Origin of the sequence: Streptomyces sp. NPDC087215 (assembly GCF_044744885.1) — a bacterium.
GTDB lineage: Bacteria > Actinomycetota > Actinomycetes > Streptomycetales > Streptomycetaceae > Streptomyces.
In genome coordinates, this window is record NZ_JBIUZD010000010.1 from 170,536 (window position 1) to 182,647 (window position 12,112).

General features: G+C 73.6%; 16 protein-coding genes. 9 read left to right on the forward strand and 7 right to left on the reverse strand.

What is annotated here, in order from left to right; genetic code table 11:
• Window positions 1–5 precede the first annotated feature (5 nt).
• Window positions 6–557 (reverse strand): SsgA family sporulation/cell division regulator, encoded by a 552-nt coding sequence (locus ACIO92_RS24340; protein ID WP_401238619.1) that lies wholly within the window; start codon window positions 555–557, stop codon window positions 6–8.
• 133 nt (window positions 558–690) lie between these two features.
• On the opposite strand from ACIO92_RS24340, the gene ACIO92_RS24345 reads away from it, so the two are divergent.
• The 5 genes from ACIO92_RS24345 to ACIO92_RS24365 all read left to right on the forward strand — a co-directional run bounded on the left by ACIO92_RS24345 (window position 691) and on the right by ACIO92_RS24365 (window position 5,486).
• A complete protein-coding gene (locus ACIO92_RS24345; protein ID WP_366443239.1) occupies window positions 691–1,755 on the forward strand; it encodes an energy-coupling factor ABC transporter permease in 1,065 nt (354 codons plus the stop codon).
• Window position 1,756: 1 nt separating this feature from the next.
• On the forward strand, window positions 1,757–2,518 hold the full coding sequence (gene cbiQ / locus ACIO92_RS24350; protein WP_401238617.1) for a cobalt ECF transporter T component CbiQ: 762 nt from the start codon (window positions 1,757–1,759) through the stop codon (window positions 2,516–2,518).
• Window positions 2,515–3,261, forward strand: a complete 747-nt coding sequence (locus tag ACIO92_RS24355) for an energy-coupling factor ABC transporter ATP-binding protein (protein ID WP_402283176.1) — start codon at window positions 2,515–2,517, stop codon at window positions 3,259–3,261. Before cbiQ ends, ACIO92_RS24355 begins: the two co-directional genes overlap by 4 nt.
• A gap of 100 nt (window positions 3,262–3,361) precedes the next feature.
• Complete coding sequence (locus ACIO92_RS24360; RefSeq protein ID WP_366443242.1) at window positions 3,362–4,585, forward strand: serine hydrolase domain-containing protein; 1,224 nt, start codon at window positions 3,362–3,364, stop codon at window positions 4,583–4,585.
• 79 nt (window positions 4,586–4,664) lie between these two features.
• The gene (locus tag ACIO92_RS24365; RefSeq protein WP_402283173.1) at window positions 4,665–5,486 is read left to right on the forward strand and encodes an SDR family NAD(P)-dependent oxidoreductase; all 822 of its coding nucleotides are present in this window, start codon (window positions 4,665–4,667) and stop codon (window positions 5,484–5,486) included.
• 159 nt (window positions 5,487–5,645) lie between these two features.
• Here ACIO92_RS24365 and ACIO92_RS24370 read toward each other — a convergent pair whose 3' ends face one another.
• Genes ACIO92_RS24370 through ACIO92_RS24385 form a run of 4 tightly spaced genes read right to left on the reverse strand, consistent with a single transcriptional unit; the run spans window position 5,646 to window position 7,750 of the window.
• A complete protein-coding gene (locus ACIO92_RS24370; RefSeq protein WP_366443243.1) occupies window positions 5,646–6,302 on the reverse strand; it encodes a YdcF family protein in 657 nt (218 codons plus the stop codon).
• Window positions 6,303–6,334: 32 nt separating this feature from the next.
• Complete coding sequence (locus tag ACIO92_RS24375; RefSeq protein ID WP_402283171.1) at window positions 6,335–6,658, reverse strand: DUF397 domain-containing protein; 324 nt, start codon at window positions 6,656–6,658, stop codon at window positions 6,335–6,337.
• Between the two features lie 22 nt (window positions 6,659–6,680).
• Window positions 6,681–6,875, reverse strand: coding sequence for a DUF397 domain-containing protein (locus tag ACIO92_RS24380; protein WP_402283169.1), 195 nt, complete (start codon window positions 6,873–6,875; stop codon window positions 6,681–6,683).
• Window positions 6,872–7,750, reverse strand: coding sequence for a helix-turn-helix transcriptional regulator (locus tag ACIO92_RS24385; RefSeq protein WP_351786741.1), 879 nt, complete (start codon window positions 7,748–7,750; stop codon window positions 6,872–6,874). The genes ACIO92_RS24380 and ACIO92_RS24385 overlap by 4 nt, the downstream gene beginning before the upstream one ends.
• Window positions 7,751–8,310: 560 nt before the next feature.
• Between ACIO92_RS24385 and ACIO92_RS24390 the strand changes: the two genes are divergently transcribed.
• The 3 genes from ACIO92_RS24390 (at window position 8,311) to ACIO92_RS24400 (ending at window position 10,159) form a co-directional block, all read left to right on the forward strand.
• The gene (locus tag ACIO92_RS24390) at window positions 8,311–8,664 is read left to right on the forward strand and encodes an ATP-binding protein (protein ID WP_402283167.1); all 354 of its coding nucleotides are present in this window, start codon (window positions 8,311–8,313) and stop codon (window positions 8,662–8,664) included.
• Window positions 8,665–8,969: 305 nt separating this feature from the next.
• A complete protein-coding gene (locus ACIO92_RS24395) occupies window positions 8,970–9,260 on the forward strand; it encodes a hypothetical protein (protein ID WP_402283165.1) in 291 nt (96 codons plus the stop codon).
• A gap of 47 nt (window positions 9,261–9,307) precedes the next feature.
• Complete coding sequence (locus tag ACIO92_RS24400) at window positions 9,308–10,159, forward strand: glycosyltransferase family 2 protein (protein ID WP_402283274.1); 852 nt, start codon at window positions 9,308–9,310, stop codon at window positions 10,157–10,159.
• Between the two features lie 31 nt (window positions 10,160–10,190).
• Here ACIO92_RS24400 and ACIO92_RS24405 read toward each other — a convergent pair whose 3' ends face one another.
• Both ACIO92_RS24405 and ACIO92_RS24410 read right to left on the reverse strand, forming a co-directional pair.
• On the reverse strand, window positions 10,191–11,042 hold the full coding sequence (locus tag ACIO92_RS24405; RefSeq protein ID WP_401238593.1) for an EamA family transporter: 852 nt from the start codon (window positions 11,040–11,042) through the stop codon (window positions 10,191–10,193).
• Complete coding sequence (locus ACIO92_RS24410; RefSeq protein WP_366443250.1) at window positions 11,039–11,563, reverse strand: YbaK/EbsC family protein; 525 nt, start codon at window positions 11,561–11,563, stop codon at window positions 11,039–11,041. Before ACIO92_RS24410 ends, ACIO92_RS24405 begins: the two co-directional genes overlap by 4 nt.
• A gap of 177 nt (window positions 11,564–11,740) precedes the next feature.
• On the opposite strand from ACIO92_RS24410, the gene ACIO92_RS24415 reads away from it, so the two are divergent.
• On the forward strand, window positions 11,741–11,965 hold the full coding sequence (locus tag ACIO92_RS24415; RefSeq protein WP_366443251.1) for a DUF6458 family protein: 225 nt from the start codon (window positions 11,741–11,743) through the stop codon (window positions 11,963–11,965).
• Window positions 11,966–12,112: the final 147 nt, after the last annotated feature.

The window sequence follows — 12,112 nt, forward strand, 5'->3', positions numbered from 1 at the left end:
CCCCGTCATCGGGGTGCCGACGGCGTACGCGTGCCGGAGGCGTACGTGTGCCGGAGGAAGCGCCGCAGGGCCTGGCTGTCGAACTGGACGACCGTGACCCCGTCCTCCGTGTGCAGCTCCACCACCGTCTGGACCCGTCCGCACGGCCAGACCCCGATGTCGCCGCGCCGGGTCGGGGCCCGCAGCCCCGTCTCCAGGAGGGCGCGCGGGAAGGACCACTCGACGGAGCCCGGGAAGCCGAACCGGACGGTCGCGGGGGAGAAAGCGGGGTCGTACCGGAGGGAGACGGGCACGGGGCGGGACAGCGGGGCGTCGGTGATGATCCGGCCCTTGGTCCGGTCGTCGACCGAACCGTCCCCGCCCGCCGCCACCGTCCCGTCGGCGGTGCGGCCCCCGGCCCGAAGCCCCTCCGCCGGGTGGTCCGCGCCGTGGAGCCCCTCGGGCACGCTGCGCGCGGTCCATGGGTCCTCGGCCCGGTGGTGCTCGGCCCGGAGGCCCTCGGTCAGGGGGTGCTCGACCGGGCGGTGCTCGACCGGACGGTCGTCTGCGGCGGCCATCGAAGGCTCCTCGGGTTTGTCCTCTTGTCGACCAATGTCCCACTCCTTCCCCGGTCCCGCGCGGCCATGCGCCACCGTTCTGTGACCTGTGCGCTCTTGCAAGCCCTTCGCAGCAGCGCTCATCATGCGGATTGTGCATGTACCTGACGGATTCATCGACGCTCCCGTCTCGGCCGCCGCCGGTGTCGTCGCCGCGGCCGCCGTGGCCGTGAGCCTGCGCGGGGCCCGGCGCGAGCTGGACCAGCGGACCGCCCCGCTCGCCGGACTCGTCGCGGCCTTCGTCTTCGCCGTGCAGATGCTGAACTTCCCGGTCGCCGCCGGGACCAGCGGACATCTGCTCGGCGGCGCGCTCGCCGCGATCCTCGTCGGTCCCTGGACCGGCGTCCTGTGCATCGCCGTCGTCCTGCTCATGCAGGGCGTCCTCTTCGCCGACGGCGGTCTCACCGCCCTCGGTGTGAACATCACCGTCATGGGCGTCGTCACCGTCGTCGTCGCCTACGCGCTCTTCCGGGGCCTCGTCCTCCTGCTGCCCCGCACCCGCGCCTCCGTGACCGTGGCCTCCTTCGTCGCCGCCCTGGTCTCCGTACCGGCCGCGGCCGCCGCCTTCACCGCGATCTACGCGATCGGCGGCACCACCGACGTCCCCGTCCCCAAGGTCCTCACGGCCATGGTCGGCGTGCACGTCCTCATCGGCATCGGCGAGGCCGTCATCACCACCCTCACCGTCGGCGCGGTCATCGCCGTCCGCCCCGACCTCGTCCACGGCGCCCGGGGCCTCACCGCCCCGCTCAGGCTCCGCGTCGGCGGCGAACTGATCGACGCGCCCGCGCCGGACCCGGCCCCCGCCGCCCCCGCCCGCTCCCCGAAGAAGCTGTGGGCCGCCGGGGTCGTCACCGCCCTGGTCCTCGCGGGCTTCGTCTCCTTCTACGCCTCCGCCAGCCCCGACGGCCTGGAGAAGGTCGCCGCCGACAAGGGCATCGACGCCAAGGCCGAGGAGCACGCCGCCGCGGACTCCCCGCTCGCCGACTACGGCGTCAAGGGCGTCGAGGCGCCCCGCCTCTCCGGCGGCCTCGCCGGGGTGATCGGAGTCGGCGCCACCCTCGCCGTCGGCACCGGCGCCTTCTGGACCGTGCGCCGCCGCCGGGCGCAGGGGGAGACCCGTACGCCCGCCGAAGAGACCCGTACGGAAGCCGTCTGACATGGGTGCGGGGCACGCGCACAAGCTCTACCGGCACGCGGTCTCGCCGGTCCACGAGCTGCCCCCGCACACCAAGCTCGTCGCCGTCCTCGGCTTCGTCCTGGTCGTCGTCTCGACGCCCCGCGAAGCCGTCTGGGCCTTCGCCCTCTACGCCCTGCTCCTCGCCGTCGTCGCGGCGAAGGCCCGCGTCCCGGCCGGGTTCCTGCTGCGGCGGCTGGTCATCGAGGTGCCGTTCGTCGCGTTCGCGCTGCTCATGCCGTTCGTGGTGCCCGGCGAACAGACCCAGGTCCTCGGGGTGTCCCTGAGCGTCCCCGGCCTGTGGGGCGCCTGGAACGTCCTCGCCAAGGGCACCCTCGGCGTCGCGGCCTCCGTCCTCCTGGCCTCCACCACCGAACTGCGCGCCCTGCTCCTCGGCCTCCAGCGGCTGAGGCTGCCGCCGCTCCTCGTCCAGATCGCCTCGTTCATGATCCGCTACGGCGACGTCATCACCGACGAGATGCGCCGGATGTCCGTGGCCCGCCGCTCGCGCGGCTTCGAGGCGCGGGGCGTCCGCCACTGGGGCGTCCTCGCCAAGTCGGCGGGCGCGCTCTTCATCCGCTCCTACGAGCGCGGCGAGCGGGTCCACCTCGCCATGGTCAGCCGGGGCTACACCGGCACGATGCCCGTCCTCGACGAGGTCACCGCGACCCGCGCCCAATGGGCGTACGCCGCCGCGCTCCCCGTCACCGCCCTTCTCGTCCGCCTCCTGGGAGGCATCACATGACCGACGCCCCCTCGCTGGACGTGCGCGGCCTCGCGTACGCCTATCCCGACGGCCACCAGGCCCTGTTCGGTGTCGACCTGACCGTGGCGCGCGGCGAGCGGGTCGCCCTCCTCGGCCCCAACGGCGCGGGCAAGACCACCCTGGTCCTGCACCTCAACGGCATCCTCACCGGCGGCGCCGGATCGGTCACCGTCGCCGGACTGCCCGTCGGCAGGGCACACATGGCCGAGATCCGGCGCAAGGTCGGCATCGTCTTCCAGGACCCCGACGACCAGCTGTTCATGCCGACCGTCCGCGAGGACGTGGCCTTCGGCCCGGCCGCCGCCGGACTGCGCGGCGCCGCCCTCGACGAGGTCGTGCGCGAGGCCCTCGACCGGGTCGGGATGACCGCGTACGCCGACCGGCCCCCGCACCACCTCTCCTTCGGGCAGCGCCGCCGGGTCGCCGTGGCGACCGTCCTCGCCACCGAACCGGAGATCCTCGTCCTCGACGAGCCCTCCTCCAACCTGGACCCGGCCTCGCGCCGCGAGCTCGCCGACATCCTCCGCGCCCTCGACGTCACCGTCCTCATGGTCACCCACGACCTGCCGTACGCCCTGGAACTCTGCCCGCGCGCGGTCGTCCTCAGCGAGGGCGTCATCGCCGCCGACGGGCCGACCGGCGCCCTCCTCGTCGACGGGGAGCTGATGGCCCGCCATCGCCTCGAACTGCCGTTCGGCTTCGTCCCGCAGTCCGTCGCCTGACGCCCCCCTCCCGGAATCCGCCCCCGGAATCCGCCCCCGGTCCGCCGCGTTGCACCATGGAGGGTCGGTATCCGGTGAGCGGTCGGTGAGGAGCGGGGACGTGGACGTCCAGGGCACGGTGGCGGCGGGCTGGGAGCCCGTCAGGGACGCGTTCCTGCGCAACTTCGAGCAGCGCGGCGAGCGGGGCGCGGCCGTCGCCGTCCACCACGACGGGCGCGCGGTCGTCGACCTGTGGGCGGGCACCAGGGATGCCGGGGGTGCCGGGGACATCGGGGGTGCCGGGGGTGCCGGGGGCGGCGACCCGGACCCCGCCCCGTGGACGGCAGGCACCGCCCAGGTCGTCCGCTCGGCCGCCAAGGGCGTCGCCGCCGTCGTCCCCCTGCTGCTGCACCAGCGCGGACTCCTCGACCTGGACGCCCCCGTCGCCGCGTACTGGCCGGAGTTCAAGGCCGCGGGCAAGGACCGGGTGACCGTACGGCAGCTCCTGGCGCACCGGGCGGGCGTGCCCGTCCTCGACCGGCCGCTCACCCTCGCCGAGGCCACCGACCTGGCCACCGCGACCGCCGCCGTCGCCGCCCAGGCGCCGGTCTGGGAGCCGGGCACCGCCCACGGCTACCACGCCCACACCTTCGGCTGGCTGCTCTCCGGACTCGTCCACCGGGTCACCGGGCGCACCATCGGCCGCTGGACCGCCGAGGAGATCACCGGCCCCCTCGGCCTCGACCTGTGGATCGGGCTCCCCGCCGCCGAGGCGCACCGGGCCGGCCGGATCGGGCCCGTCGAGGAGGTCGAGCCGCCCGGCGGCGGCGCCCTGCGGCTGCGCCCCAAGCGCTCCGTCACCGAGGCGTACCAGGACCCCGGCTCCCTCACCCGGCGCGCCTTCGGCGCCATCGACCCCCGGCCCGACGAGAACGACCCGGCGTATCTCGCCGCCGAACTGCCCGGTTCGGCCGGGGTGGCGACGGCCCGCGCCCTGTCCGGTTTCTACGCGGCCCTCCTCGGGCCCGTGGACGGCGCCCCGCGCCTGCTCACCCCGGAGAGCCTCGCGCTGGCGGGCACGGAGGAGTCGGCGGGCCAGGACCGGGTCCTGCTGGTCGGCACCCGCTTCGGGCTCGGCCACATGCTGCACGGCCCGGCGTCGCCGCTCCTCGGCCCGTCGTCCTTCGGCCACCCCGGCCGGGGCGGCTCGCTCGGCTTCGCCGACCCGGACACCGGGGTGGCCTTCGGGTACGTCACCAACGGGATGCGCAGGACGGTCACGGCGGACCCGCGCGCCCAGGCACTGGTCAGGGCGGTACGTGCGGCGGTGGACGCCACCGTCTGAGCGGACGGCCGCCGGGCCGGGGCGAGTTCGGGGCTCCGGGGGGTGGCGCACGGGGGCACCGGCTGCTGTGATCGTCCGTATGGATCACACGGACGGGAAGGGCGGGGCGGGAGTCCCGGACCCGAGGGAACGTTTCGGCGGATACGCGGTCATGGTCACGGGCGCGGCCCGGGGCATCGGCGCGGCCACGGCACGGCGGCTCGCGGCGGAGGGCGCGCGGGTCCTCGTCACGGATGTCGACGAGGAGGAGGCGGAACGGACGGCGGCGGGCATCGACGGCGCGGAGGCGCTGCGCTGCGACGTGGCTGACCAGGCGTCGGTGGACGCGGCGGTGGCGCACGCGGTCCGCGCGTTCGGCCGCCTGGACGTCCTCGTCAACAACGCGCTGGGCGCGGTGACTCCGGACCTGGACCTCTTCGAGGAGGAGCCCGACGCGGTGTGGAGCGCGCAGCAGGACATCACGTTCATGGGGGCGGTCCGCTGCTCGCGGGCGGCGCTGCCGCATCTGGCGGCGGCGGGCGGGCGGGGCGCGATCGTGACGATCGGCTCGGTCAACGCGGAGGCGGACTTCGGCGGGCACGCCTACAGCGCGGCGAAGGCGGGCCTGACGTCGCTGACCCGCACGCTGGCGGGGGACGCGGCGCGGCGCGGGGTCCGGGTGAACCAGATCAACCCGGGGACGATCGCGACGGCGGGCTGGGCGGGCCGGGAGGACACCCTGGCCGCCCTCGCGTCCCGCGTGTACCCGCTGGGCCGGGTGGGCACCCCCGAGGACATCGCGGCGGCGGTCGCGTTCCTGGCCTCCCGGGACGCGTCCTGGATCACGGGCACGGTCCTGCGCGTCGACGGCGGCCTGCTGGCGGTGAACACGCACTTCGGGGAGGTGGTGGGGGAGGGCTGAGGCCCCCGCAGATCCCGTACCGGGGCCTGTCCGGCGCCCCGGCGCCCCGGTCCCGGCCGGGACCGGGACCGGGAGCCGACCGGGGAACGCCCGCGCTCGACTGCCGGGGGCGGGGTGTCGTCCTCCCGTCCCCGTCCTCCCGGCCCCGCCCCGTGGCCTTCACACGGATTCGGGCACGAGCCGCCCGGTGAACCCCCGGTCGCGCAGCCGCCGATAGGCGTCGGCGACGGCCGGGGGGACGTCCTGCTCGGCCGTGAACCCCCGGGCGGGGTAGACGATCAGCCGCTGTACGGCCCCGACGAGCATGTCGAGCACGAGCCGTACGTCCCCGATCTCCCCGGCGTACGCGTCGAGCGCCAGCGGCGAGGAGGCGCAGACGACGTCGACCCCGGGCCAGGCGCGCAGGGCGGTCGCGTACGCCCGCCGCTCCTCGTAGGGCTTGCTGACGAGCAGCACGGAGGTCACGTCCACCCCGCGCGCGGCGAGGAGTTCGCGGGAGAAGCGGATGTTCTCCCCGGTGTTCCGGGCCCGTGTCTCGACGAGCACGGCGTCCCCGGGCACGCCGAGCGCGAGGGCCCGCTCCCGGTAGTGCACGGCCTCGCCCCGGGGCATCCGCTCCCGGGTGGTGGCGCTGGTGGCCCCGGTGAAGACGAGGAGCGGCGCGAACCCGCCCCGGTACAGCGACACGGCGACATCGGCGACCCCGAGGTCATGACTCCCGAGCCCGAGCACCACGGAACACGGCCGGGGCGCGTGCCCCATCCGCTGGAAGTCCCAGAGCAGTTGGGCGTCGGCCCGGAGGTCGTCGGGGATCATGGGGTCTCCTGTGCGAGGCGGCACACCCTGGCTTAGAGCCGCGCGGACTTGAGCGCGCTGACGAACGACGTCCAGACGTCAGCCTCGACGGTGAGGTGCGGCCCGGTTGGGGCGGTCTTGCTGTCCCGTACGGGAACGTTGCCCGGGAGCCCGCTCCCGACCTCTACGCACTGACCGTTCCCGCTGCTGTAGCTGCTGCTTCGCCAGGCGGGTTCGGCGGGAGCGTGCCGCACGTCGACTACGCCGAGGTCATGACTCCCGGGCCCGAGCCCGGCGGAGTACTCCCGGGGCGCGTGCCCCATCCGCTGGAGGTCTTGGACAAGCGTGGCGTCGTCCCGAAGGTGGTGGGGAATCATGGGGTTTCCCTTCCACGGAGGCCTACAACTGTTCCGTCCGCACCGCCCCGAGGAAGGACGTCCAGGCGTCCGCCCCGAAGAGGAGGTGCGGCCCGGTGACGGCCTTGCTGTCCCTGATGGCGCTCCCCGCCGTGGACGTGTGCGCCATCTCGACGCAGTCGCCCTCCTGGTCGGAGAAGGACGACTTGCGGAAAACGCCGACGATCCCAGGTGTCATGGTCCCTCTTCCTTCTGATCTGATACGTCGTCCAGCATCCGGCGGAAGCGGTCCGCGCTCTCCTCGGGCGACAACGCTGCCGAGCGTAGTCGGTCGAAAACGTTCGCGTAGGCGGCGAGGTCTTCGGGGGCTTCGACGACTGTGGTGTGGGTGACGGTGCGGGCGGTCACCGCTTCGACGGTGGGTTCGACCCCGAACGAGAAGGCGACGAACGCGCCCGAGATTCCCGCTGTCTTGCTGGCCGCAGTCGGCAGGATCTGCAAGGTGACGTTCTGACGCTCCCCGGCGTCCATGAGGCGCCGGAGCTGGCCGACGCAGAGGACCTGATCGTGACCGAGCGCCGTTATGGCGGGCTCCCAGATAATTGCGGTGAGGTGGACCCCGCCCTGATCGATCCTCCGCTGGCGCTCTTGGCGGACCTTGACCAACTCCGTGATGCGGTCCGGCGCGATGAAGGCTGGGCCGGTGGAGATCACCGACTCCGCGTACTCCGGGGTCTGCAGCAGGCCGGGAATCAATGACGGTTCCCATGACTTGATGTAGGTCGAGTCGCTCTCGAGAGTGATGTGATCGGCGTAGTCCGGGCGCAGAGTCTCCTGGTAGTCCAGCCACCAACCGCGTTGGTTCCTCGCCCGCGCCAGCTCTTCGAGCCGACCGCGCTCACCTTGGTCCCGGACCCCGTAGCAGTCCAGGAGGGTCCTCACTTCCAGGACGGAGGCGGAGACTTGTCCGCTCTCAAGTCGGCTCACCTTGGTGACTGACCTGAGGATGGCCTGCGCCGCGACCGACTGATCGATGCCCGCTGCCTCGCGTAAGCGCTTGAGAGCAGCGCCGAGCCGTCGGCTGCGAACCGTCGGCCTTCCACCTGCGGGCATGTCTTCTCCTCCCCGTGTGCCGCTCAGTGTGCCGCTTCGCGGCAAGGGGTGGCCAGTCCGTGCCTGCGGAGAGACAGTGCCGCAAATTTGCGAAAGTCTCACTTGCGGTAGTGGGGTAGTAACCCTCAGCTTGTTTGCGTGTGACGTAGCGCACAGATGTTGATGCCGTGCGTGATCACGTTGCATCTGGAGGTCGACCCGAGTTGGCATTCCAGGAAAAGAGGACCCCCGCGACCGAGCGACCGGTCCGGGGGCATGGCCAACGCTTCGAAGGAGCGTCAACATGAGCAACCCTATCGTCCGCCTCGCGGGACTGGCCTTGAGTCTGTTACTGCCACCGACCGGCCGCCGCCGGTCGCGGGGCGCCCCGCTGACACCCGTACCGTCGACCCGGACGTGCGACAGGAGGGTGACGTCAACCACCCGCTGCCGAAACCGTGTTCACTCTTTCCGATCCCACGCGGGCGCACGCCGTGCGGAGGTGGCCTGATGGAGTCCGCGCCGACGGATCTGCCAGGCGCCGACGTGGTCGTCCTGCGAGGGGGCAGGCCGCCAGGAGCGTGCCGCTGGCTCGGCGGGAGCTGCGCCGGACGCTGGAGCGATGGGAGTGGGGGGCCGTCGAGGACGCCGCCTCGCTCGTCCTCTCGGAGCTGCTCACGAACGCCGTACGGCACGGCCGCGTGCCTGGCCGGGAGATCGAGACGCACTTCGTCCGGGTGCCGGGCGGCCTGCGCATCGAGGTCCACGATGCCTCCGAGCGAAGGCCGTTGATGGCACTGCCGGTCGCGGGCGCCGACGGTGGCTGGGGGCTTCCGCTGGTCGACACGCTCGCCGAGAAGTGGGGCGTCGACGACCGGTACGGGCCCGGCAAGCTGGTGTGGGCCGAGCTGGCCGTGGGGCGCGAGGCCTTCTGAGGGCTCGCCCTCAAGGCGGCGTGGTGCCGGGTCCCCGCAGAGGGCCCGGCACCCCCGGTCCCGGCTCACTCGGAGGGCGGCATCAGCAGGGGTCCCCGTCGCCGGGCGCGGCGCGCCGAAGTGGTCCTTGGAGAGGAGGGTCCCCAAGGCCGCGCCGACGATGATGGAGGATGCGCGGAGCGCCGCGAGGAGGCCCGCGTGTTGAGACGACCTGTTGCATCCTTTCAAGATCACTGCGGGGAGTGCGAGTTGACGGAGGGCCGTAGTCCGGGCGCCGCGCCGACGGACGCCATCGGTGAGGCCGGGTGCACGTACCGGACCTGGCCGGTGCCACCGGCCTCGGGAGGCTCGTGATGCTGCGTCGCAGGGACTTTCTCGATGCCACCTTCGCGTCGGTCGCCGCCCAGCACCGTCATGAGGAGGCCGTGGCCCTGTGGAGCCGTTCCCTCGATTTCATGGACGGGGTGACCTCGGACCGGAACCGCAAGGAGATCCGGTCGATCCGGTCCGCGACGGCCGGTTACCGAAGGCGCCGGATCCCCGGAGCCGGGGCTCTGCACCGGCGTGCCGCCGACCTGCTGCGAGCCCAGGCGTGAACGCCCCCCGTACGGACCTTCCCGCCGTAGGCATCGTGATCCTCACCATGGGAGACCGGGAGAAGGAGCTCCTGGCCCTCCTCGATTCGGTGGCGGCACAGGAGGGGGATCCCGCGACGGTCGTCGTACTGGGCCAAGGGGTCGAACTTCCCCCTCTCCGCGACGGGGTCGCGGTCGTCGGACTGCCGGAGAACCTGGGCATCCCCGGCGGCAGGAACGCCGGGGTGCGGTGGCTGCGCGAGCACGGGGGCGAGGGCAGGGGCGTTGACGTCGTGCTGGTCCTGGACGACGACGGCCTGCTGCCCCGGACCGACACGCTGCGCCTGGTCAGGGAAGCGTTCACCGCGAACCCCCGCCTCGGGATCGTGGGCTTCCGCATCGCGGACGAGGAAGGCGTCTCCCAGCGCAGGCACGTACCCCGCCTCGGCGGCGCCGACCCGCTCGTCTCCGGGCCGGTCACGACCTTCCTGGGGGGTGCCCACGCCATCCGGACGCGCGTGATCGACCAGGTCGGCGAGTTCCCCGCACCCTTCTTCTACGCCCACGAGGAGACCGACTTCGCCTGGCGCGCGCTCGACGCGGGCTGGGAGATCGACTACCGGGCCGACCTGGTACTGACCCACCCCAGGACCGCGCCCTCCCGCCACGCGGTCTACTACCGCAACACCGGACGCAACCGTGTCTGGTTGGCGAAGCGGCATCTGCCCGCCGTGCTGGTTCCGGTGTACCTCGCCTCGTGGGCGGCGTACACCCTGCTGCGGCGCCCTCCGCCGGCCGGGCTGAGGGCGTGGTGGGCCGGGTTCTTCGAGGGAGTGCGGACCCCGTGTCCGCCACGTCGGCCCATGCGGTGGCGGACGGTGTGGCGCATGACCCGGCTGGGTCGGCCGCCGGTGATCTGACGCCACGGGACCCGCCGTCACCGGCCCCGGCTCACCCCGCCGTCAGCATCAGCCCTATCCCCACCGCCAGCACCGTCGCCGCCGCCAGGCGCGCCGCGCCGAAGCGTTCCTTGAAGAGGAGGGTGCCCAGGGCCGCGCCGACGATGATCGAGGACTCGCGGAGGGCCGCCACCGGGGCCAGGGGGGCCTTCGTCTGGGCCCACAGGACCAGGCCGTAGGCGGCGACCGAGAGGGCCGCGCCCAGGAGGCCGCGGGCCGCGTACGGGCGGAGCTGGGGGAGCAGGGCCGCCCGGCGGGTCCACAGGGCGTACGCCGGGATCGCCAGGCCCTCCAGGATCATCAGCCACGCGATGTAGCCGAGCGGGGTCCCCGAGGCGCGGACGCCGACGCCGTCCACGACCGTGTACAGCGCGATCGACAGGCCCGTCGCGCCCGCCGCCAGCAGCGCGGGCCGGGGCGGGCCGCCGTCCCCGCCCCGGACGCCCCACAGCGCCAGGCCCGTCAGACCCGCGCACGCCACCGCCACGCCGAGCAACTGCCGCCCGTCCGGGACCTCGTGGAGGAAGAGCGCCGCGAGCGCCGTCACCACCAGCGGCGCCGTCCCCCGCGCGATCGGGTACATCTGCCCGAAGTCGCCCAGCGTGAAGGAGCGCATCAGCAGGGCCATGTAGCCGATGTGCAGCAGCGCCGACACCACCAGGTACGGCCACGCCCCCGGCGCGGGCAGCGGCACGAACAGGGCCAGGACCAGGCCGATCAGCGCGCCGCCCCCGGATATCAGGGTGAACGACAGCAGTTGGTCCTTGAGGTGGTGCGCGATCGCGTTCCAGCTCGCGTGGGCGATCGCGGCGGCGAGGACCGCGAGCGTGACGAGCGGTGTCACGCCGTCGTCTCGCGCACGTCCACCAGCGTGGCGCCCGCGTGGGCGACCAGGGACTCCGGGGCCAGCGCGAAGACCGTGTGCGGGGTGCCCGCCGCCGCCCACACCAGGTCGTGGTCGAGCAGCCCCCGGTCGGCGAGCACCCGGGTCCGCACCAGGTGCCCGAACGGCGGGACGCCCCCGATCGCGTACCCCGTGGTCTCCCGGACCGCCTTCGCGTCGGCGCGGGTCACCTCCGCCGCGCCCAGTTCCTGACGCACCCGCTCCACGTCCACCCGCGAGGCGCCGTCCATCAGGACGAGGACGGGCACCCCGTCGGCCGCGAAGACCAGGGACTTGGCGATCTCCTCGACCCGGCAGCCGATCGCGTCGGCCGCCTGCCGCGCGGTCCTCGTCCCGTCCGGGAAGCGGCGGACCTCGACATCGAGGCCCAGCTCCCGCAGCGCGGCGGCGAACCGGGGGTGGGCGGCGGACTCGGGGGCGTGTCCGGGGCTCTCGGGGGCCCCGGTGCTCTCAGCGCTCATGGCCCGCACCGTAGCGGTCGGTGTACGGGACACGCGACCGACTTCCGCCCCTCGGACCCCGGCCCTCAAGAGGACCGCTCCAGAAGACAGTTGGCGGGGACATCGCCGGGGCGGGGGGTGAAAGCCCGGGACCGGGGTACCCGGGTCACGTCCGAACCGACACACAGGGAGGGAACCATGGGACTCGGAGTCTGCATCATCCTGATCGCCGTCGGAGCCATACTCACCTTCGCGACCGACTGGCAGCTCGACGGAGTCGACCTCGATCTGGTGGGGCTGATCCTGATGCTCGTCGGCGTCGTCGGCACGGCCGTGTACGCGAGCATCCTGCGCCGCCGCCGTGTGATCGTCCCCCCGGTCGCCCCGATGGTGGCCGACGACGAGCGGCGGGACCTGCGCTGAGGCGACCGGAGCCCGACGACCGGAGCCCGACGACCGGCCACGGGAAGCGACTGCCGGAGACCGGCTGCCGGAGAGCGACGACCGGGCCGTGCGCCACGGATCGGCCCGCCCCCGCCCGCTCACCGCCCCCGCGAGGTCACCGCGCCC